Origin of the sequence: Halovenus anhuiensis, from assembly GCF_037080055.1 — an archaeon.
GTDB lineage: Archaea > Halobacteriota > Halobacteria > Halobacteriales > Haloarculaceae > Halovenus.
The window spans coordinates 186,659-208,128 of sequence record NZ_JBAOJI010000004.1; the positions used below are offsets into that span (position 1 = coordinate 186,659).

At 60.6% G+C, this 21,470-nt stretch carries 18 protein-coding genes; 8 read left to right on the forward strand and 10 right to left on the reverse strand.

Going from position 1 to position 21,470, the window contains the following annotated elements:
* The first annotated feature begins 227 nt into the window (after nt 1-227).
* Together V8P86_RS11850 and V8P86_RS11855 are read left to right on the forward strand one after the other, a co-directional pair.
* Nucleotides 228-5,579, forward strand: coding sequence for a DUF7289 family protein (locus V8P86_RS11850; protein ID WP_336327479.1), 5,352 nt, complete (start codon nt 228-230; stop codon nt 5,577-5,579).
* A gap of 18 nt (nt 5,580-5,597) precedes the next feature.
* On the forward strand, nt 5,598-7,004 hold the full coding sequence (locus tag V8P86_RS11855) for a PQQ-binding-like beta-propeller repeat protein (RefSeq protein ID WP_336327480.1): 1,407 nt from the start codon (nt 5,598-5,600) through the stop codon (nt 7,002-7,004).
* Here V8P86_RS11855 and V8P86_RS11860 read toward each other — a convergent pair.
* On the reverse strand, nt 6,963-7,748 hold the full coding sequence (locus V8P86_RS11860) for a J domain-containing protein (protein ID WP_336327481.1): 786 nt from the start codon (nt 7,746-7,748) through the stop codon (nt 6,963-6,965). The two genes, V8P86_RS11855 and V8P86_RS11860, sit on opposite strands and share 42 nt — an antisense overlap.
* 80 nt (nt 7,749-7,828) lie before the next feature.
* Between V8P86_RS11860 and V8P86_RS11865 the strand changes: the two genes are divergently transcribed.
* Genes V8P86_RS11865 through V8P86_RS11880 form a run of 4 tightly spaced genes read left to right on the forward strand, consistent with a single transcriptional unit; the run spans nt 7,829 to nt 10,438 of the window.
* Nucleotides 7,829-8,860 carry a tyrosine--tRNA ligase gene (locus V8P86_RS11865; protein ID WP_336327482.1) on the forward strand — a complete coding sequence of 344 codons (1,032 nt, stop codon included), beginning with the start codon at nt 7,829-7,831 and terminating at the stop codon, nt 8,858-8,860.
* Nucleotides 8,860-9,522, forward strand: a complete 663-nt coding sequence (locus tag V8P86_RS11870) for a class I SAM-dependent methyltransferase (protein ID WP_336327483.1) — start codon at nt 8,860-8,862, stop codon at nt 9,520-9,522. Before V8P86_RS11865 ends, V8P86_RS11870 begins: the two co-directional genes overlap by 1 nt.
* A 47-nt stretch (nt 9,523-9,569) precedes the next feature.
* Nucleotides 9,570-9,776, forward strand: coding sequence for a hypothetical protein (locus V8P86_RS11875; RefSeq protein ID WP_336327484.1), 207 nt, complete (start codon nt 9,570-9,572; stop codon nt 9,774-9,776).
* Nucleotides 9,773-10,438, forward strand: coding sequence for an O-methyltransferase (locus V8P86_RS11880; RefSeq protein ID WP_336327485.1), 666 nt, complete (start codon nt 9,773-9,775; stop codon nt 10,436-10,438). The genes V8P86_RS11875 and V8P86_RS11880 overlap by 4 nt, the downstream gene beginning before the upstream one ends.
* Here V8P86_RS11880 and V8P86_RS11885 read toward each other — a convergent pair.
* From V8P86_RS11885 to V8P86_RS11915, 7 genes are all read right to left on the reverse strand, one after another.
* Entirely contained in the window at nt 10,433-10,744 is a 312-nt protein-coding gene (locus V8P86_RS11885) for a DUF7126 family protein (RefSeq protein ID WP_336327486.1), read from the reverse strand. The two genes, V8P86_RS11880 and V8P86_RS11885, sit on opposite strands and share 6 nt — an antisense overlap.
* Nucleotides 10,741-11,658 carry a glutamine-hydrolyzing GMP synthase gene (gene guaA / locus V8P86_RS11890; RefSeq protein WP_336327487.1) on the reverse strand — a complete coding sequence of 306 codons (918 nt, stop codon included), beginning with the start codon at nt 11,656-11,658 and terminating at the stop codon, nt 10,741-10,743. The genes V8P86_RS11885 and guaA overlap by 4 nt, the downstream gene beginning before the upstream one ends.
* Nucleotides 11,658-13,286 (reverse strand): glutamine hydrolyzing CTP synthase, encoded by a 1,629-nt coding sequence (pyrG, locus tag V8P86_RS11895; RefSeq protein WP_336327488.1) that lies wholly within the window; start codon nt 13,284-13,286, stop codon nt 11,658-11,660. The genes guaA and pyrG overlap by 1 nt, the downstream gene beginning before the upstream one ends.
* 332 nt (nt 13,287-13,618) lie before the next feature.
* Nucleotides 13,619-13,843 carry a hypothetical protein gene (locus tag V8P86_RS11900; RefSeq protein WP_336327489.1) on the reverse strand — a complete coding sequence of 75 codons (225 nt, stop codon included), beginning with the start codon at nt 13,841-13,843 and terminating at the stop codon, nt 13,619-13,621.
* Between the two features lie 33 nt (nt 13,844-13,876).
* Nucleotides 13,877-15,304, reverse strand: a complete 1,428-nt coding sequence (locus V8P86_RS11905) for a glycosyltransferase family 2 protein (RefSeq protein WP_336327490.1) — start codon at nt 15,302-15,304, stop codon at nt 13,877-13,879.
* On the reverse strand, nt 15,304-16,458 hold the full coding sequence (locus V8P86_RS11910) for a HEAT repeat domain-containing protein (protein WP_336327491.1): 1,155 nt from the start codon (nt 16,456-16,458) through the stop codon (nt 15,304-15,306). The genes V8P86_RS11905 and V8P86_RS11910 overlap by 1 nt, the downstream gene beginning before the upstream one ends.
* Nucleotides 16,445-16,822 carry a response regulator transcription factor gene (locus V8P86_RS11915; RefSeq protein WP_336327492.1) on the reverse strand — a complete coding sequence of 126 codons (378 nt, stop codon included), beginning with the start codon at nt 16,820-16,822 and terminating at the stop codon, nt 16,445-16,447. Before V8P86_RS11915 ends, V8P86_RS11910 begins: the two co-directional genes overlap by 14 nt.
* A 140-nt stretch (nt 16,823-16,962) precedes the next feature.
* Here V8P86_RS11915 and V8P86_RS11920 point away from each other — a divergent pair, with 140 nt between their 5' ends.
* A complete protein-coding gene (locus V8P86_RS11920) occupies nt 16,963-19,179 on the forward strand; it encodes a hypothetical protein (RefSeq protein ID WP_336327493.1) in 2,217 nt (738 codons plus the stop codon).
* A 9-nt stretch (nt 19,180-19,188) separates the two neighbouring features.
* Here the strand turns inward: V8P86_RS11920 and V8P86_RS11925 are convergent, their stop codons facing one another.
* Complete coding sequence (locus V8P86_RS11925; RefSeq protein ID WP_336327494.1) at nt 19,189-19,779, reverse strand: alpha/beta hydrolase; 591 nt, start codon at nt 19,777-19,779, stop codon at nt 19,189-19,191.
* A 56-nt stretch (nt 19,780-19,835) separates the two neighbouring features.
* Between V8P86_RS11925 and V8P86_RS11930 the strand changes: the two genes are divergently transcribed.
* The gene (locus V8P86_RS11930) at nt 19,836-20,663 is read left to right on the forward strand and encodes a PspA/IM30 family protein (RefSeq protein ID WP_336327495.1); all 828 of its coding nucleotides are present in this window, start codon (nt 19,836-19,838) and stop codon (nt 20,661-20,663) included.
* Between the two features lie 42 nt (nt 20,664-20,705).
* Here the strand turns inward: V8P86_RS11930 and V8P86_RS11935 are convergent, their stop codons facing one another.
* The gene (locus V8P86_RS11935; protein WP_336327496.1) at nt 20,706-21,437 is read right to left on the reverse strand and encodes a ParA family protein; all 732 of its coding nucleotides are present in this window, start codon (nt 21,435-21,437) and stop codon (nt 20,706-20,708) included.
* Nucleotides 21,438-21,470 lie beyond the last annotated feature (33 nt).

The following is a 21,470-nucleotide window of genomic DNA, read 5'->3' on the forward strand; positions in this document are numbered from 1 at the left end:
CCCAGGCAGCATTCGATAGCTGTCGACGGGAGTTTTTCAGCGAACACGACGCACCCACCAGTGGAGACGTTGCCACCTACTTATGGGAACAAGCGACACACCTCGTCGCAAGTATCAGCAATAAAAACACCAGACGGAGTCCTATTTTCGTGGTGAACGGGGGTAGTAAACAAATCTGAAACTGGACAACGTATTTTTAAAGGATAGCTACATTGTATCGGGTAACAATGGGGTTTCAGTGGGGACCAACAGATAACCGTGGTATCTCTGAGATATACGGGACAATTCTCATCATCTCACTCGTTTTCGTGACGGCAATTGCCCTCGTCGGAGTCGGCTTTTTCGTGTTGAACGATACGACGGGGAATGCGAACGATCGGCTGGCACAGGACTCGATCTTAGAACTCGATGACCGCCTGAACGAACTCGGTGCCGATCAGGCCGATAATTCGATCACGTGGGAAATTCCCGAGGGGACGGGGGACGACTTCGCGGTCGAGAGCGATGCCGGGCAGATCAACATCACTGTCGCGACGAACAAGACGTACTGGAAGGCAGGCCACGAGGACGGCGCACTCGTCGATTTGGACGGCAGCAGTCGGGTAAATGCCACAGAGATCACGCTCGGAACGATCGTCCACGAGGGTGACGATGGTGTCAGGACAGTCTATCAGGGCGGCGGCGTGCTGGAAGTCCAGAGTGGCTCGGTCACCGTGCTCCGAGAGCCGAATATCGAGGCCACGAACGAGACGCTCAATCTGAACCTGTTCGATCTCTCGTCGCTGGGGGACATCGGAGAAGGCCAAGAGGTCGAGTTGAGCCAGGCCGCCGACCCGGCGGAAACCAGTTCGGTCCAGCAGATGATCGACGAGGCGATGCGAAACGACGGAGAGATCGTTGCGCCGGCGGAGATCAAGATGGTCGTCACGACCGAATACGCCGAAGCGTGGGAAGCCTTCGCCAAGGAGAGAGATTTCAAGACGTACGACACGGGCGAGTCGAATCAGGTCGGAATCGAGTTCGGGGAGTTCGGGAACGGGGTCGATCTCCCGCCGGATCCGGATGATCCCTACGGCGACGACGTGATCTATTCGGGAACCGCAGATCTGGCACCGGAATTGCACGATCCCGACGAAGGAGAGATCACAGAGCCCAGTTCGGACAGTTTCACGGTCGACGATCCGAGCGGCTATTCCGTGGGGATTCACGTTCCGACCCCGGAGACCGACGGGGACGCGGAATGGTGGACGTACAACGACGCTCTCGGCAGCGACGGCAAGTGGGAGAACATCGAGCGGTCGAACAAGGAGGTCGCTCCGCAGACCGCTGGCTTCCCGGATGTCAACAGTGATACCTTCGAGGTCGGTGACGAGCGGATCGTCTGTGTCGTCGACGGCAACAGCGATGACCTCAGGACGGCGGTCGAATCCGAAGGCGATGGCTGTCTCGAACACTCGGTCGGAGGAAACGAGACGGCACTCGAGGCCGACTTCCAGCCGTATCTCGAGGTCAGTGGTATCGATGTCGATCCGGGAACAGGGAGCCTTGTCGTTCGCGACGACGGCGACACAGTCGAGGTCGAAATCGAGGTCGAGAATACTGGACCGGGAGACGCAGAAAACGAACCAGTCGGGGCGTTTCTGAAAGACGACATCGGTGAGTTCGTCAGGGCAGGTCGGGGCAATCTCACCGTCGATAGCGGGGACGACGCAACTGCGATCGATGCCGAAATCGATCCGGGATTCCTGCTCACCGAGCAAAGTGCGGACACGACGACGTTCGAGGTCGGCGGCGCAACGGCCTACGATCGGGACACGATCGGGAGATGGGCACTGAGAAACAGCAGCGCACCGAAAGATGTCGTGATCGATTCGATCAGTCTGGACAATACGACGATCACGGCGGGAGAGACGCTCAGCGGGGAAGTGGTGTTCAACAACACCGATCCGACCGGGACCGCGATATCAGTCTCCGCGCTGGTGAGCGCGGGACCGAATAGTGAGGGGATTCGAGCGAATAACCTCGAACCGGACCCTGACGAGACGACGACCGTCGAGTTCGATCTAAACACGGATCGCGGGAGTGCAGAGTTCGACAACGTCACCGTAGAGATCCCGGCCGTGACGAACAAGACGAAGAACATCACTGTCGTCGACCCGGATACCACACCGGAGTTCGTCGTGACGGACACCGATTTCAAGACTGCCAAAACCGTCGAGAGTGGTGAGCCGATCAGGGTGAACGCGACAGTCGAGAACGTCGGCAACGTGGCCGATGTCCAGCCTGTCCAGTTCGCGACGGTCGACGATATGGGTCGAATCAATGCGACCGTCGCTGTCGAAGGAGCGGCCGAACTCGACCCGAGAGAGAGTACGGAGGTACAACTCACGTGGCCGACATCAGCACGGGATATCGGGGAGTACAACGTCTCGGTGTTCACGGCAGAGGACAACAGTTCGATCGAACCTGTCGAAGTCGAACCCGCGCCGGATACGGACGCGGAGTTCGAAGTCGATATCCTCGACACGAACGATCCGATCAGTGCCTCCGAGCGACTCGAAGTCGAGGTCAACGTGACCAACGTCGGTGCGGAACGCGCCAAAAAGTTCGTCTGGCTCGCCGAAGAGGGTGAATTCGCTGCGTTCAACCGAACGAGTGTCGATCTGCCAGCCGGCGACAGCAAGCAGGTCACACTGTCCTGGGAGACCAACCGCGACGACGCAGGGAACCCGACAGTCGTCGTCGAGACACAGGACGACGACGAGTCCAAGGAGGTGACGATCAACGATCCCGGCGCGGAGGCGGATCTGGACCTCGTGGATCTGGTCCGGTTCGATCCCGGTGACGGAATTATGGTCGCCGGCGAACAGGCGAATGTGACGGCCATCGTCGAGAATCCCTCGAGCGAAGACGGGGAGCTCTCGGGGTCGGGGCTCGTGATACTCGAGGACATCACCGGCAACGTCACCGATACGGGCGAAACTGGGCTGCTCGGACCGGGCGACCAGGCACAGATCAATCTCTCCTGGAACACCTTCCCCGGCGACGAGGGTGACGGGAATCTGACGGCAACACTCGACGGCCAATCAGAGAGTGTGGACCTCGAAGTCGAACCACAGCGCGGCGAGCGCAACCCACTGGATGTCTCGTTTGTGCACGACGAATCCGGTTCGATGGACGATAACGACCCCGATGCAGAACGGATCGACGCCACAGAACAGTTCGTGGGGTCGTTGAACGAGAGCAAAGATCGGGTGGGCTACGTGCAGTTCGACACCGGTTCGCGGGTCGAACAGACGTTGACCGGAGATTTCGGGGCTCTCAACGATTCGCTCAGTCCAGATCCGGTCGGGGGCACCGATATCGCCGGCGGGATTACGAAAGGGCTGGAATCGCTCGGTGCAGTCGAACCGACAGCCACCCGGAAGGGACCCGACGAGACCTTCACGGTTGACCCCGGTGAGCGGGCAATTGTCGCGCCTGCTGACGACAGCGAGGACAGCTACGTTGCCAACCCCGGAGAGGAGGTTACGCTGGGGCAGTCGTGTTCGTTCATCTTCTGCGTTCCTGATGAGGCAACAATATACGAACTTAACGAAGATTTCGACAGACAGAAAAACATCGTACTGCTCGGAGACGGTGCGCACAACCGTGGTAACCCCCGACCAGAGACCGCGGCAGAACTCGCTGACATCCTGAACGTCACCACCTACACGGTTGGATTGGGTGAGGATATGAATGGAAGCGACGGCGAACAGACCCTAAAAGAGATTGCCACGACACCGGAGAACTACTTTTACGCGGAAAATGCAGACGAACTGGCGGAGAAATTCCAGAGCATTCAGAACGAAGTGATCGAAGTCGAAAATCCACAGTTCGAGGCCGAAATCGAAGACGACAGCGCCAGAGAGGCCAACCTCGGTGAGGATGTCAGCGTCGACGTGAACGTGACGAATACAGGCAATGTCAGCGGCGAGCGCCCGGTCTGGCTGGTCGAAGAGTTCAGCGGCAGTCCCGTCGCCAGTACGACGGTCAACCTGACCAGCGGCGACAGCGAGACGGTGACACTGACCTGGAACGGAGTCGAGATCAGCGAAAGCGAGTTCGACGACGGGAGCCCGCCGTCGGCGACTGACGATCTGACCGTTCGGACCGCAAGCAGTACCGACGCGGTCGATCTGACAGTCGAGAACCCACCGTCCTTTTTCGAGGTGCGCGACGCCACACTCGAAAACACCGGTGATCAGCCGATTCCCCCAGACGGTGAAGTTCGAGTCGAAGCGACGGTCGAAAACACCAAAAGCGGCTTCGACGAGCAGGAGATCTTCCTGCGGGCACCGTGGGGAGCCCCGGTCGACAGTGAGACGGTCGAACTCGGCGGCGGCGACGCTCCCGAAGACGTGACGCTCGTGTGGGACCTCTCGGACGTGGGGCTCAACAGAGAGACACTCACGGTCGATATTACGAGTGACGACGATGACGCCACGGTTTCGGGAATCGATCTGGAAGAAACGACAGTCGAGATTCCCGAGTACGAAGTCGAGAACATCACCTCAAACGCCAACGCGACAGCAGACAAGTCGATCGAAGCCGGAGAGACCCTCGATGTCACAGCACAAATCCGCAACGTCGGGAACACGACCGCAGAACAGTTCGTCCAGTTACGAGACTTCGACGGGGATATCGTCGGCGTGAAGCCGGTCGCAATCCCGGACGATGGAGCGGTTCACGATGTGGATCTGAGCTGGAACACGACCGTCTTCGACGACGGCATCGGAGAGATTTCGGTGGCGCCGACTGTCGGAACCGAAGCCAACCAGACGGTCAACATCACGAAGTACGACCCGGACGCGGACTTTACCATCGATATCATCGATACGAACGCCACCGAGAGCGATGGAGAGTCCATTACCGCCGGCCGGGAGACCCTCGAAGTCACTGTCGAGGTTACGAACACCGGCGAAGCCGACAGGGCAATCGTCGAACTCAACGACACAGATGCCGCAGATCGGATTCCGACACTACGAGATCTCGGTGAGATCGGCAACGGCAAATCAGTCGAAGCGACGCTCCGGTACCGAACGGGGTCGGACGACTATCAGATCGAGGAAATCAGGGCCGGAATCGAACGATACGATGCAAACGCGACGAGAGATGTCAACATAACACGCCTCGATGTCGAGTCGGCTGTCGAAATATCGGGCGTCACAAGCAACGCCGACACCAGAGCGAACGCGGTGACCGCCGGGACCGGGACGGTAGAGATCGCGGTCAGCTTCAAGCCCGGTAAGACGCCCTCGAACGGCGATATCGTCTCCCTGTACGAAGGGGATACCGTCAAAAGCGGGAACTTGCTCAATTTCAGTTCGTGGAGCGGCAGCGGTCCGATCACGCTCGAGTGGCAACCAGCTGTCGGCGACGGCGATAATCTGAGCCCGCGCGAGGTGACAGTCTCGGTCAAAGAGAAAACGAAGACGACGGCGGTGTACGTCGACCCCGCACCCGAGGGAGCGACTGAGGGCGGAGACGGTTCCCAGGAACCTGTCGGAATCGATATCGACGAAATACAGGTCTCATAAACACAACTGACAATGAACATGTACTCGACCCGTCGAACGATCCTCGCGGCGCTCGCAGCGGTTGGTGGAACAGCACTCGGAAAGCCAGCGTTCGCAGCAACAACGGAGTCGGTGGAGGGATGGCCCTACGCCAAGCGTGATCCAGCGAATACGAATCACGCCCCAGACGTGACGGGACCGCAGGAAAACATCGCTATGGAGTCAATTATCAGCGTTTCCGACACCCCCAGCGATGGGATTATCGTCGCCGACGGGACCGTCTCTGTCGGAAGTGCTGAAAGCGTTGCCGCGTACAGTCTCGGTGACTGGACCGAACAGTGGCGGTGGTCCGCACGTGACCCCCCCGCAGGCGAACCCATCGCGTACGCGAACCAGTTGTTGTTCGTACTCGCAGAGGGTGAGGGACAGGTTGCCAGATTCATCGAGACCGATACGGTTGAGCAGCGGTTGCAGGCCCGCGTGGGGCGAGACGCGACGATCACTCCGGTCGGCGAAGACGTGTACGTCTCGGGAGCAAAGGGATTGGTTTCGCTTGATCGATCCGGGACGGGGCAGTGGCAACAATCGTTCGAGCAGGCGAGTGTCGGGACAGCCGTCCAAGACGGGACAGTTTTCGTGACGACCCAAAACGAAGTGGTCGCGTTATCTCGGGCGGAGGGGGAGGTTCAGTGGCGCGAATCGGTGTCTGCACTGGAAGCGCCGGTGGTCGCAAACGGACGTGTATACGTCGCTGGCGAGACGCTGGCCGCGTTCGACAGTACAGATGGGACGCAGTTGTGGCGGTCGGTTGAACTCCCCTCGGCGACGACAGCCCCGGCAGCGACAGCAGAGACCGTCTACGTCGGTGCGGGCGAAGACGGTACAGAGCACACGTTTTTTGCACTGGACGCCGAAACCGGCGAACTCGAGTGGCAGGCCAAACTCGGGAGTACCGCAGTGCCGACGGCCAGCCCCGCAACGACTCGTCCGGCGGTGACAGCAGAGACTGTCTACGTGGGCGGGAACCGAACGATGCACGGAATCGATACCGAGAGCGGTGAGATCCTGTGGCGGGAGTCTGTCGACGGAGCAGTCGGATCACCAGTCCCCGTTGGCGGACAGCTGTTGTTCACGACCGATGCGGGCAAAGTACTCACTATCACCGAAACCGAAAGCGGTGAGAAGACTGATCAGCAGTCATCCGGGCAATCCAGTGAAGACGGGCAAGCAAATCAGACCGATGACGACACGGAGACGGGCGACGACGGAGATGTCGACGAGGAAGATGCCGAGGACAGCGACGACGGCTCCGGTCCCGGCTTCGGCCTTTCGACGGGATTGACGGCACTCGGTGGCGTCGGCTATCTGCTCAGGCGTCGGCTTCGGTCCGGTCGCGAAGAGCCATCACGAAAGCTCCGTGAGGAGATGGACCAGCGAGAGGAGTAGGACGACACCGACGAGTAACAGCGAGAAGACGCCGGTCGCCGCGGCGAGTGTCGGATCGGTGCCGGGCCGGTTGAGCATGAACCAGGTCGTCGCCAGCGCGCTCACGACGAGCGTGAGATAGATAACGAGCCACGAACCGAGTCGGCGGACGATACCGAAAGCAGTCTTGAGTGGCGACGACGCACCAGTGGAGGTGTCTGCGCGCGTATACGGGCGGCGTCGTCCGGTTCTCTCGGCACGGTGGCCACGTGACCAGCGAGGCCGCTGGGTTCGTCGTCGGTCCCGCCGTGTGCGGCCAGTTCCAGCGGCGGTGTCACCACCGGCGGTGCCGCTGGGGCGACTCCCGCGAGTGCTGGATTGGGTCGTCGACTCACCAGTCGAGTTCCAGCCCCTGGTTGTTGAGTCGGACTGACTCGCCCCCCACGTCTCTCCCGTATGTGAGTCGTTACCCATCGTGGTCGTGTCGCCGTCAGATGCCGGTGTCCAGACAGAACTCTCCACATGCTGGCGGATGTAGGCGTCGTGGCCGAGGCGGTCGTAGGCGCTCCGTTCGTCGGTGTCGAGCAGCACGTCCCGGGCGGTCGTGAGACGTTTGAACCGTTCGCTCGCATCGGGGTCGTCGTTGACGTCCGGATGGCACTCTTTGACCTGTCTACGGTAGGCCTGGCGAATCACACCCGAATCGGCATCCTGCTTCACCCCCAGGATCGTATAGAAGGTCTCCCCCATCGGCCGACTGGACATACGAAATCCCGGATCAAATAGCTAACTCCCGCGCGAGGGACAGACGCATCTTTTATTCGAGCGCAGGCGGATGGACAGGTATGGACGCAGACACGCGTTACGACCTCGTCACACGCTACACCGAGGAGGTCGTCACCGACGAGGAACTGGAGTCACTGCTTGCGGATTCACCGAGCGCCTACATCGGCTACGCGCCGACCGGCGAGATGCACATCGGCCACTTCACCACGATGCGAAAGCTCGCCGACTTTCTCCGGGCGGATATCGACGTGACGGTGCTGATCGCCGACCTGCACGCCCACCTCGACAGCGAGAAGAGCCCCTGGGACTTGCTTGAGGCCCGCAGTGAGTACTACGAGGAAGCCATCCGCGGGATGATCGAAGCGACGGGCGCCGACCCCGAGCAGATCGACTTCGTCCGCGGCCGGGAGTTCCAACTCGACGAGGAGTACACGATGGAGATGTATCGGATGGCCGCCGAGACGACCGTCGCCCGCGCACAGCGGGCCGGCAGCGAAGTCGTCCGCGAGAGCGAGAGCCCGAATCTCGGGGGGCTGATCTACTCGCTGATGCAGAGTCTGGACGTGAAAGCGCTCGACGCCGACATCGCCTACGGCGGGATCGACCAGCGCGGCATCTACATGCTCGGCCGCGAACTCCTCCCGGAACACGGCCACGACGCGCCGGTCTGTCTGTTCGCACCACTCCTGTCGGGGCTGTCGGGCGGCAAGATGAGCGCCTCCGACGCTGCCTCGAAGGTCAACCTCACCGACTCGCCCGAGGAAGTCGACGAGAAGATCAACGACGCGTACTGTCCGATGGGCGAGGTAGAGGACAACGGCGTTCTCGAATACCTGAAATATCTCGTCTTCCCGGTGCTCGACGAGCGCGGCGAGAACTTCGTCGTCGAGCGTCCCGAAGAGTACGGCGGGGATCTGGTCTACAAGAGCTACGAGCAGGTCGAAGAGGATTTCGTCGCCGAGGATCTCCACCCGGCCGATCTGAAAGGCGCGGCCGCCAGCGCGATCTCGGAAGTGATCGATCCGGTCCGCGAGCGACTGAGCGGCCAGCAGGAGTTGCTCGCTGACGCCTACCCCGAAAAGTACGACTGATGGCCGACGACCCGGACCGCGAACCAGCGCGGATTCAGGCAGTCTACGACGAGATTGCCGATCACTTCGCCGAGACGCGTGCCTATCCGTGGCCCGAGGTCGAAGAATTTCTCGCAGAGATGTCCGGCGTCAGTCGAGCGCTCGACATCGGCAGTGGGAACGGCCGCCACACGGCCTTGCTTGCCGACTGTGCCGACACCGCGGTCGGCTTCGATATCAGCCGCGAACTGCTGGGGACGGCCAAAGAGCGGATGGCTGACGACGGGTGGGAAGCCGAACTCGTCCAAGGCGACGGCGCGGCGCTTCCGTTCCGGTCGGGGAGTATCGACGTTGCAGTCTACGTCGCGACGCTGCACCATCTGTCCGACCGAGGGGCGCGCGTAGCGAGTCTGCGCGAACTCGGGAGAGTACTCGACGGAGACGGCCGAGCACTCGTCAGCGCCTGGAGTACGGCCCACGACAGGTTCGACGAGTACGACGGAACCGAACCGAAGGGGTTCGATACGACCGTCGACTGGACGCTACCCGGCGGCGAGACTGTCGGGCGGTTCTACCATATCTACGCTCCCGAGGAGTTCGCGGCGGATCTCTCCGAGGCCAGCCTGACCGTCGAAGATCGGTACGTCTCCAGCGGGAACTGTTATGCCGAAGTGACGGCGTGAGCGCAATCGGGCGTAACGCTCTCCACGCAGGAAGTCGAATGGAGTGTATGTCGACGACGATCACCACACCAGCGGAAGACGAAGCATGCGCGTACTGTGGCTGTGCAATCTTCGACCACGATCCGATCTGCGTTCGGGACTGCACCGACGACTGCGGGTCGCCGCTTTACTTCTGTAACTACGGCTGTCTGTCGGCACACATCGACGAGGAAGGAATGGCAACGGGCACAACCTGCGAGTGGTCACCAGAGTGACCGAGGAAGTCGTTCCTTCGGAAGTGACGGAACTGGCGGGTCTGATCGGCCCCGAACCCGACGAGATTATCGAGGTGATGGAGAGCCACGCCGACGAGCAGAACTTTCCGACGGTGGGGCCAGCGGTCGGCGCGTGGCTCTCCGTGCTCGCCCGGACGACCGACGCCGCGCGAATCTTCGAGTTCGGCTCTGGGTTTGGCTACTCGGCGTACTGGTTCGCCCGCGGAATGGAGGAGGGCGAAATCGTCCTCACCGAAATCAACGCCGACGAACTCGATCAAGCCGAGGAGTACTTCGAGCAGGCTGACATTGCAGACCAAGCCCACTTCGAGCACGGCGACGCCATCGACATCGTCGAGTGCTACGACGGGCCGTTCGATATCGTGCTGATCGACAATGAGAAACAGCGGTACAAGGAGGCACTCCAGGCTGTCGAGGAGAAACTCCGATCGGGCAGTCTCGTGCTCGCGGACAACGCCATCACCGCGGGCGTCATCGACCGTGACGACGTAATCTCGCTGCTGAACGGCGAGAAAGTCGAAACAGCAACGGAGGCGAGTCGCGGTATCGCCGAGTATCTGGCCTACGTCCGCGACCACGATGGACTCGAAACAGCTCTTCTTCCAGTCGGCGAGGGCGTCGCGGTGAGCGTCGTTCTATAGTTCGGCGGCCACGTCGGCGGGATCGAACAGGTTCGGATCGAGGATGAGGTCGGCCTGTCCGCGCGCGAAGTCGGGCACGGAGCCGTCGGCGTAGACGACAACTTTCAGGTCGGGATTGAGATCCTTCGCGACCGAAATCGACGTTGCTTGCTGGACTTCCGTGAGGACGTACGCCGTCGCGTCGACGATGCCGGCGTCTTCGAGTGCCGGGCGGTTGCCGATGTCCACCCGCGCAACCTCGAAATCCTCCGCTTCGATTGCGTCGGCAATCTCGTACTGATCGTCGCCTGCGACAATCACAGTCATTCGTACTCGATCGTCGCTGGCGGTTTGTGGGTCACGTCGTAGACGACGCGGGCGACGTTCTCGTTTGTGCCGGTGATCCGTGACTGAATCCGCTGCAGGGTCTCCCAGTCGATTTCCTGTGCGCGAGCGGTCATCCCGTCGCGGGATTCGACCGACCGGACCGAAACGACCCAACCGTGGACACGATTGTCGCCTTTGACGCCGGTGGCCTTCCCGATCACAGCGGCGAGGGCCTGCCACGGGTCGTACTCCTCCAGTTCCTCCTCGACGACGTGGTTGGCCTCGCGAGCGACTTCGAGTTTCTCCTCGGTGATTTCGCCGATGATTCGGACTGCAAGCCCCGGGCCGGGGAACGGCATCCGCTCGGAGATGATCTCCTCCAGATCGAGTTCGCGGGCGACCTCTCGGACCTCGTCTTTGTAGAGATCCCGCATCGGTTCGACGATACCCTCGAAGTCGATATGTTCGGGGAGGCCGCCGACGTTGTGGTGGGATTTGATCGTTCCCTCGCTCTCGATTCGGTCGGGATAGATCGTCCCCTGGACGAGATAGTCGGCCTCGACATCGTTGGCGACAGTCTCGAACTCGCGGATGAACTGTTCGCCGATGATATGGCGTTTCTCCTCGGGATCAGTGGTGCCTTCCAGCGCATCGAGGAAGCGATCCTGTGCGTCGATGATCTGCAGCGAATCCATGTAGGAGAACGTCTCGCGGATCTCCTCTGTCTCGCCCTTTCGCATCAGGCCGGTGTCGACGTAGACCGGCGTGAGTTGGTCGCCGATGGCCTCGTACGCGAGGGCGGCGGCCGTCGAGGAATCCACACCGCCCGAGAGAGCGATGACTGCGTTCGCATCGCCGACCTCGGTTGCGATTTCTTCCAGTTTCTCTTCGATAAAGGAGTCAACGTCGACCATCAGTGGTCACCTCCATCGAGCGAGCAGACGGCGTCGAGAAAGCCAACGAAGGGTGGGCTGGCACGGGTCGGACGTGAGCGGAACTCGGGGTGGAACTGCGTCCCGAAGAAGTACGGATGCTCGGGCAGTTCGAGAATTTCCATACGTCTCCCTGAGGTCCCCGAGAAGACAAGTCCTGCGTCTTCGAGATCGCCGATGTACTCGGGATTGACCTCGTAGCGGTGACGGTGTCGCTCCGTGCAGGTGTCACCGTACAGGTCGTGAGCGAGCGTTCCCGATTCGATCTCGGTGTCGTAGGTGCCGAGTCGCATCGTCCCGCCCATATCGTCGAGTTCTTTCTGCTCGGGCAGGAGATCGATGACGGGATGTAGTGTATCTTCGACAAGTTCAGCCGAATGTGCGCCCTCCAGTTCGAGGACGTTCCGAGCGTACTCGACGACAGCCATCTGAAAGCCCAGACAGAGGCCGAGGAACGGAACGTTGTTCTCTCGGGCGTATCGGATGGCTTCGATCTTGCCCTCCGTCCCGCGCGATCCGAACCCGCCGGGGACAACAATCCCGTCGACATCGTCGAGTTTCCCACCGTGGCCGTCGGCAAGATCCTCGGAGTGAATCCACTTCCGCTCGACATTCACTCGCTTTTCCAGTCCGGCGTGTTTCAGCGCCTCGTGAATCGAGATATACGCGTCTTCGAGTCCGTACTTGCCGACGAGGGCAATCTCGACGGTCCCCTCTTTGTCGCGGGTGACCAGATCGCGCCACTGGGTATCGCGCTGCTCTCTCGGGAGTGCCTCCTCGTCGAGTTCGAGATGCTCCATCACGTACTCGTCCAGTCCTTCGTCTTCGACCATCAGCGGGACGTGATAGATATCCTCGACATCTGGATTCGAGAAGACTGCGTCAGTCGGCACGTCACAGAACAGCGCGATCTTTTCCTTCACGTCGGGGTGGAGTTTGTCTTCGCAGCGACCGACCAGAATATCAGGTTGCAGGCCGATCGAGCGGAGTTCCTTGACGCTGTGCTGGGTGGGTTTGGTCTTCTGTTCGCCGTTTTTCGAGTACGGGACGAGGGTAACGTGTGCAAAGAGAATATCTTCCTCGTCTTCCTCGTGGGCGAACTGGCGCAGCGCTTCGAGGTAAGGCATCCCTTCGATGTCGCCGACGGTGCCGCCGACTTCGATAATACAGACGTCGCTTCCGGCGGCGGCCTCACGCACTCGGCGCTTGATACCGTCGGTGATGTGCGGGATGATCTGGACGGTCTTGCCGAGATAATCGCCGGCACGTTCTTTCTCGATCACATCCTGATAGACCTTCCCGGTGGTGACGTTGTGATCGAAGGTCATGTCGATATCCAGGAAGCGTTCGTAGTTTCCGAGATCCAGATCGACTTCGCCGCCGTCTTTGAGGACGTAGACTTCTCCGTGCTCGAACGGATTCATCGTTCCGGCGTCGACGTTAAGATACGGATCGATCTTGACCGCAGTGACGTCGAACCCGGCGTTTGCGAGTAGTCGGCCTGTACTCGCGGCGGTGATTCCCTTGCCAAGCCCGGACATCACCCCGCCCGTGACGAAAATGAACTTTCGACCCAGCGTGGGGTCGTAGCCTGTTTCTGATTCCGGCATACTGACCGTGTGCTTGGGAGGGGGAAATTCCTTTCGGACCACCTTTTTCTTGCGGGGGTTCGACCGCGAACCCCCGCGACAAAAACGTGGGCGAAAAAGGACTGAACGCTCGCTTCGCTCGCGTTCAGGTGAACCGCCTCACTCCGGTCGGCGCACTCTAACGACTATACAGTCTTTGACGAAGTCGAGCAGCCCCTCAAAACAGGACCACATTGCATTGTTCGATTGTAGAAGAGATCACGAGTGCGTTTACAGTGGGGTCGGCCGATCCCGTCGTGTCGTTGTAAGCGAAACGAGCACCGGCCCAGGAGAACACATCAAAAACGGTTCCGCTACGCCTTGGCTGGCTGGATAGCCGCTGTCCCGTCGCTGATACCAAAGAAGACGAACCTCGTTCCGTCGTCGGCGACGCTGAAGCCATTGTCAGTTCCTCGCACCGTGATGGTCACGCCCGACTTCAATTGCCTGTGCGATTTTCTCGCCGAGCGAGATCGATGGATCGGGCCCCCGAGTTCGTAGAGATCCCTGAAGTAATCCGTCGTCGCAGGCGTAGTCATGTATTATATCAAATATCGTGAATAAAAAGAGTATCAATCGTCCTCGGTTTTAAAGCCTGTTCGCTCCATCGCACCCCACGTATCGACGCCTTTGAGATACTCGACCAGTCCCTGCCAGGCGACGAGTGTCTTCCACTGCCGGTAGCCGAAGTTCTCCAAGACACCGTACCAGAGCAACCGAAGGATCTGCCACGGACTCTCGTACCGGTTGAAACTCCAGACTTCACTGAGAATCCCGAACCACGAGAGGAAGACCCCGAATCCGGTCGTCAGCAGTAAGAAGCTGATGAAAAATCCTGGATCGAGGATCCCGAAGTACCACGCCAGTGGGAGAACGACGTATCCCAGCCCCTCGATGAGTGGACCGAGTGCTTCGGCGGCGGCAAAGAAGGGGAGAATAACTGTCCCGACCCGCCCGTACTTGCGTCGGAAGAACATTCCCCGGTTTGCGAGAACCGTCTCGACCATGCCGCGGTACCAGCGGCGTCGCTGCCGGCCCAGCACACGGCGGGACGATGGGACTTCTGTCCACGCGACCGGTTCGGGGATGAAGTCGACGGAGTACTCGCGGTCTTCGTCGATCAAATACCGGTGTAAGCGGACGACGATGTCGAAATCTTCGGTGATAGTGTCGTGGCGGTAGCCCCCGATTTCGCGGACGGCCTCGGTCTGGAAGAGACCGAACGCGCCCGAAATAAGTATGAGTCCGTTGATGCGGTTGAGTCCGAGTCGCCCCGAGTAGAACGCACGGAGATACTCCATGACCTGCAAGCCGGGAAGTCCAGTTTTCGGGAGCGCCACCTCTTTGATGCTCCCGTCTTCGATTGTGCACTCGTTGGCGACGCGGATGACGCCGCCAGAGGCAACCGCCGTTTTGGGCTGTTCGAGAAACGGACGGACGAGTTGGAGCAGCGCGTCCCGGTCGATAATCGTGTCTGAATCAACCGCACAAAAAAGCGGCATCTCTGTCAACCAGATTCCGGCGTTGAGCGCGTCACTTTTGCCGCCGTTGTCCTTGTCGACGATCAGGAGTTGTTCGTAGGTCGTCGAGCGGTAGACGTCGTGGATCTGTTCGGACGGAACATCGACCGGAACGTCCGCGCCGACCACTTCCAACTCGAAGTTGTCGATAAGTCGCTGCAGCGTCTCGTCGGTCGAGCCGTCGTTGACCACAACGATTTCGAGTTCGGGATAGTTCAGCGAGAGCATCGACTGGACGCTCTCGACAATCGTCGCCGACTCGTTGTATGCCGGAACCACGATCCCGATTCCGGGATAGAACGGACTGGAAAACTCTCGGAACGGGGGATCCCACCGGGATTCGCGGATATCGTCGCGAAGTTCCAGCAGTGCGAGCACGTGGATGCAGAAGTAGTAGAGATTGATCAAGAGATAATAACCGATGACGAACAGCCCAAACACGATGATAAGCCGCGTGAAGAGGTGAGTCACAGTGTGCATTACTCACTCACCCGCCTCGGCTTGCGCGCGCGGTCATCGTATTCGGCGTGTTCGCTGCTCCAGGCCCACGTCGCCCCCAGTTCCGCCGAAGCAGTCTCGGGGAGTCGGTCACTGTGTTCGACCAGCGCGTTCGTTCCGGTGAGTCTGGCACGGTCGTCCAGTTCGGTTTCGAGTGTTCGGGTGAGCAGATCCAGGGCTCGGCTGTCGCCCCACGCCGCGAGCATCTCGTAGATCGCTCCGCGGACACGGGGAGATGGATCCATGACGAGTCGTTCACCGAGAAGATCGTCACGGAGGTCAGTTCGCCAGCCAAGTTGGCCGAGCGCTTGGGCTGCTGCCGCACGGACAGGCTCGTTGTCGTGTTCGAGCATCGCGATAACCCAGGAGACATCTTCGCTCGTGACCGTCGAGCCGACGTGCTGGCAGACAACTAACACCTGCACCAGAAGCGAGATCGACCACTGCTGGTATTGGTCTGCAGCCATCGAGAACAGGGCAACCGGGTCCTCCGTCGCAATCTGAAACAGCGTATCCTGACCGAAGATCGTAAACTGTGTCGTCGCCTCACCGAGCAAAATATCGACGCCCTCAGCAGGTGAATCGAGGTCGTCACTTTCGTACCGGAGTCGGGCGACGGACGCCCGTTCCCGTGGCGTCTGTGGCTCGAAGTTTACCTCAGCGAGCGGGTCGGGCTCTCTGAGGAGGGTGAGCCAGGTGAGTGCGGACAGCCGGGTGTACTCTCCACGTGACTGCAACTGTCGCGTTGAGCGCTCGGGAATGCCCAGTTCACGACCGAGTCCACGGAGTTTGTCGGCGTCGCTGCCGTCGAGTTCGCGTAGATATTCGTCGAGCAAGGACTCGACAACCTCCCGTTCGGTTCCGGACAAGCCGGTAACCCACGGTTCCCAATCGACATCGGGCTCGAAGAGGTGATCCAGCAGTTCGCTTTGCAGATCGTCACGAACGCGGTCGCGCCGGGTCCGCTGGACCGATCGGTAGGTCGACCAGCCAACAGTCAGCCAGAATAGCACCGCAAGCGCGATCCCGAGCACCAGTGCCACGAAGACAATAACGACAATTCGCGGGACGCTATAGCCGAAGCCAGTTATTGTCCCGAGCGTCAGATCTCCCAGCGGGAACTCAGTTATCCGCATATCTCTGGACCCGGGCCAGTAGTTCGCTCGCTCTGAACGGTTTCGTGATGTAATCGTCTGCCCCGCTATCGAATCCCTCCAAGACGTGTTCCTCGCGGCCGCGAGAGGTCAGGAGAATGATCGGAAGATCCTCGTCGATCGAGAGTTGGCCGTTTCGGATCATCCGCAGTAGACGGGTGCCATCGAGACGTGGCATCATAACATCTAGAATTGCCATCTGCGGGCTGTACCCGTCTTCGAGGAGGTCCGCAGCCACTTGGCCGTCTTCGCAGAGTCGAACCGTATAGCCAGCGCTTTCGAGTCGGTGAGAAACTAACCGTCGGATCGGTTCGTCGTCGTCGACAACGAGAATCTCTGCGGACATCAGCTTTCGAGTAAGTATGTCGTACTCGTATAAAAGCACAGGTATTGGGGGTGCGGTCTCCAGGGCAGGTTGCCCTGAACTTGGCGATGCCGAACACCAGCTACCGTTGCTGTGATGTTTCTGGGGAGTCTTCTGTGGGTGTGCAGCGCCGAACATTCATCGCATCGCTCGGTGCAGCGGGAGTAGCCGGTGGCGCTGGCTGTTCGTCCAGCGAAAGCACCAACGGGGAGAACCAGCCCGGCGACAGCAGCGACGGGCCTGCTGCCGACGAAGCGGTTCCGGAAGAAGAGGCGGTCCCGTTCCGGGTCGGAGCCGATGGGTTCGAGCGATGGACCGGCGAGAGCTACGAGCCACTGGCAGTGCAGGGAGTAAACCTCGGAATGGCCAAGCCCGGCCGGTTCCCGGGTGAAGCCGCAATCACTCGCGAGGAGTACGATCGCTGGCTCGCAAATATCGGTGAGATTGCGAACGTCCTGCGGACGTATACGATTCATCCACCGGATTTTTACCGGGCACTCGCTGCGTACAACGACGGACGGACCGACCCGCTGTTGCTCCTGCAGGGGACGTGGGTCCCGACGCCCAATCTACTCGAGGCCGGGGACGCGACAGAACTCTCGGAGACGGTCGACGCCGAGATTCATCGAACGGTCGACGCGATTCACGGGGCAACAACCCTCGAAAAGCGACCCGGCCACGCCGCAGGAACCTACGATGCCGATGTGAGTGACGCAACGCTCGGATTCCTGTTCGGAATCGAGTGGCCACCGGAAGTCGTCGCCGAAACGAATCAGGCGGGGGCCGACGGCGAGTTCTCTGGGGCGTATCTCCGGGCAGAAAATGCCTCGGCGTTTGAGCAGTGGCTTGCGAACCGACTCGAAACAATCGTGCGTCGCGAAATGTCGACGTACGGGGTACAGCGCCCGGTTTCGTTCGTCAACTGGGTAACGACAGACCCACTCAGTCATCCCTACGAACCGTTCCCAGACGAGGATCGAGTAGGCGTCGACCCGGATGCAATCCAGTCAGCAGAGTCGTTCGACGCAGGTACGCTCGCATCCTACCACGTCTATCCGTACTACCCGGATCTCCTCAACGAGACGCCGGAGTACACCGAGTACATCGACCATCGGGGCGAGCCGAACAACTACGCGGGCTATCTGGACGACCTCGTTGGAGCGACCGACCACCCGGTTCTCGTCGCCGAGTTTGGCGTACCGAGTTCGCGAGGAATCTCCCACAGAGGCGTCCACGATCGGGACCAGGGTGGTCACACGGAGCAAGAACAGGGCGAGATTGTCGCGGCCATGTTTGAGGACATCGACCGGGCCGACACGGCGGGCGGTATCGCCTTCTCCTGGCAAAACGAGTGGTTCAAGCGGACGTGGAATCTCGCTAACCGCTCAGTTCCCGGACGGCGGCCGTACTGGTCGAACATCGAGACGCCAGAACAACGGTTCGGGCTGCTCGCATTCGAGCCTGTAGATGGGGTCTCACTCGATGGATCGACCGAAGACTGGACCGACGCCGCCGTCTACGAAGCAACGACCGCTGGAACTGACCCGATGCGGACGCTCACCGAACTACGAGTGACACACGATGTCGAGGGACTTGATCTCAGACTCGAATTCGAAGACCTTCCCAATCCCGTCGACTGGACGCGAATGAACGCGGTCATCACCGTCGGGCTGACGGGCCGGACACCGCAGTTGCCGTTCGGGACTGAGGCGACGGCACCGGCGGACTTTGTCGTCCGCCTCGGTGGCCCCGGTAACTCCCGGCTACTCGTCGATTCACGATACGACGCCTTTGCTCGGGAGTTTGGGGCAGGCACCGGGCTGGACCTCAATGCGTACCGGGACGGTTCGGCGGGGTTCGTTCCCGTTCGCGAGACCATCAACCGGGGGTACACTGTCCCGCAGACAGGCGAGCGTCGGCCCTTCGAGGCGGTCGAGACCGGGACGTTGCGATACGGCAACGGCAATCCCGAAGCGAACGAATTCGACTCGCTGACCGACGTACACGTCGCGGCCGCGGAGAACGCAATCGAACTCCGCTTGCCGTGGATTCTCCTGAACGTCGCCGACCCCTCCAGCAAACAGCGGATCGCGACGGAGTGGGAAGGCGGACTCAGTGCTGTTGATTTCGAGAGCCTCCAGGTCGGTGCGGCCACGTTCCTTCCCGAAACTGGGGCCGCAGCAGCACTCGATGGTGGGACAAACCTCACACACGGGATACCAGCCGTGAGCGGCGAACGCCTCGAAACCATCGAGTACGGCTGGGAGCCATGGGATGTGCCCGAGTACGAAGAGCGGTTGAAGCGGTCCTACGAGATCCTCAGAGAACGGTTGAGTTAATTCAACCCATCAGCCAAGCGACGCAGCGAAAAAGTCCCTGACGAGATTACCAATCCGGCTCTGCTGTGAGATGAAGAAGTGATCGGCTGGCATAGACTCGACGGACCACTCCAGTTGCTCTGCTCGCTCGACGACAGATTGCCAATCCGCAGTATCGTCACGCTCGCCGTAGACAACCTGCGCCGGGCAAGAGATTGCGTCGAGGTCGGCGGGGTCGAACCCCTCGACGCTGCTCGCGGCCGGGGCGAGCACCGAGACGGCCGCCAGCGAATCCGCCTCGATTGCCGCCGACAGCGCGACTGCGCCGCCGAAACTGTAGCCGAACAGAGCAACGGTGTCGTAGCGCTCGCCAGCCCACTCCAGTGCAGTCAGTGCATCTGTTCGTTCGCCGCGTCCCTCGTCCCACGGGCCGTAATCGATTCGGAGGCAGTCGATGTCGCGGTCGACGAGCGCGTCGCTGACCGCGCGGAGTCTGCTGTCGTGTCTGTCGCCGCCGAACTGCGGATGTGGCGAGCAGGCGACGACGATCCGATCGGTGGTATCGCCGTCGAGCGTCGTGCGAACGTCTCGCGGTCCCGGCAACCGGTTGGGGTCGCTCATGCTGAGTGGTAAACAGATGTAAGAATTTTAAGTTTGGCCGGACCGTGGGTCACGGTATGGGAATCCTCTCGCGCACCTCACAGGTAATCAGGTCGAAGCTCAACTCGTTGCTCGACCGGGCCGAAGACCCCGGCCAGCAACTCGATTACTCCTACGAGCAACTCCAGGACGAACTTCAGAAGGTCAAACAGGGAATTGCAGATCTGACCACCCAGAAGAAACGCCTGGAGATCCAGAAACGCCGCCTCGAAGAGAACGTCGACAAGCACAACGAGCAGGCCCGGGAAGCCGTCGAGCAGGACCGTGACGACCTTGCTCGGAAAGCGCTGGAGAAGAAAAAACAGAAGATGCGCCAGATCGACGATCTGGAACGCCAGGTTGCCGATCTCGAACAGAAACAGGACGGTCTCATCCAACAGAAGGACGAACTTCAGCGCCAGATCGAGGAGTTCCGCACGAAAAAGGAGACCATGAAGGCCCGGTACGAGGCCGCAGAAGCCAGTGCCCGCGTCAACGAAGCGATGACCGGGGCCGGCGAGGAGATGGACGATGTCTCACGAACGATCGAGCGCGCACAGCAGCAGACCGAGGACATGGAGGCCCGCGCCGCTGCGCTCGACGAACTCCGTGAGACGGGTGCCCTCGAAAACAAACTCTCCGACAAGAGCGATCTGGACCGCGAACTCGATCAACTGGCGACCGACGGTGCCGTCGACCGTGAACTCGAAACGCTCAAATCGGAGATGGGTACGGACGAGAACGCAGACGCCGACGCGTCCGAAGAAGTCGACACCGAGGAGATCGAAACGGACGCCGATGTCGAATCAGAGGTCTCTGACGCGGAGATCGAATCCGAACTCGAGGATCTCAAAGAGAAGGAGTGAGCCTCGTCAGGGAGTCCACCCGTCGAGGAGGCGCGAGAGTTTTTACTGAAATAATCCGGAGAGCCGACCGGAATCTGGGATTTCTACGTCGGGGTCCACGCCGACGAGCCGTTCGACGATTTCGAGAACGGCGGGTGTAAACTGCTCGTCAGCCGGGACAGCACTCGGTGCCGAGCTGGCGTCGGTCGCTTCGATTTCCGGCACCCGAACGTCGGTATCCAATAGCCCCTCGGTGGAGCGGTTCGCGATGACAGCGTCGTCCTCGACCCCGATGTCGGCCAGTCGCTCGCGGGTGAGCGCCACCCCGTCGCGGCCGCGGTTCGTGTCGGGCGCGACGATCCCGATGCGGTCGGCCTCGTTGACGGCCGCAATCGCCTGATTCCCGCCGATTGGCGGGGTATCGATCAGGACCGCATCGTGGGAGATTGCCGCCGCGGCGAGTTGTTGCTCGAAGCGGTTGGCCGCACCCGCCGTTTTTGCCCTGGCGAGTCGCTCGAACGGAGCCCACGCCGGACAGAGGTTGACGACGCCCGGACCGTCGAGTTCCATCTCGTACAGCGTCGCGTCCAGGTCGGCCTCGCCGGTCAACAGTGCGGTGACATCGGCGTCGATGCGCTGGTCGGTGTACGCTGCGAGCCCCTGGGTCTGGACGGCGGCGTCGAACACCGCGACGGACCGACCCGTCGCGGCCAACAGTGCCGCGGATTCGACTGTCAGCCGTGTCGTCCCCGCACCACCTGTCGCGCCAACGAAAGCGACTATTCGCGTCGACATACCTGATGCTGACGCGGTCCTGTATATAAAGAT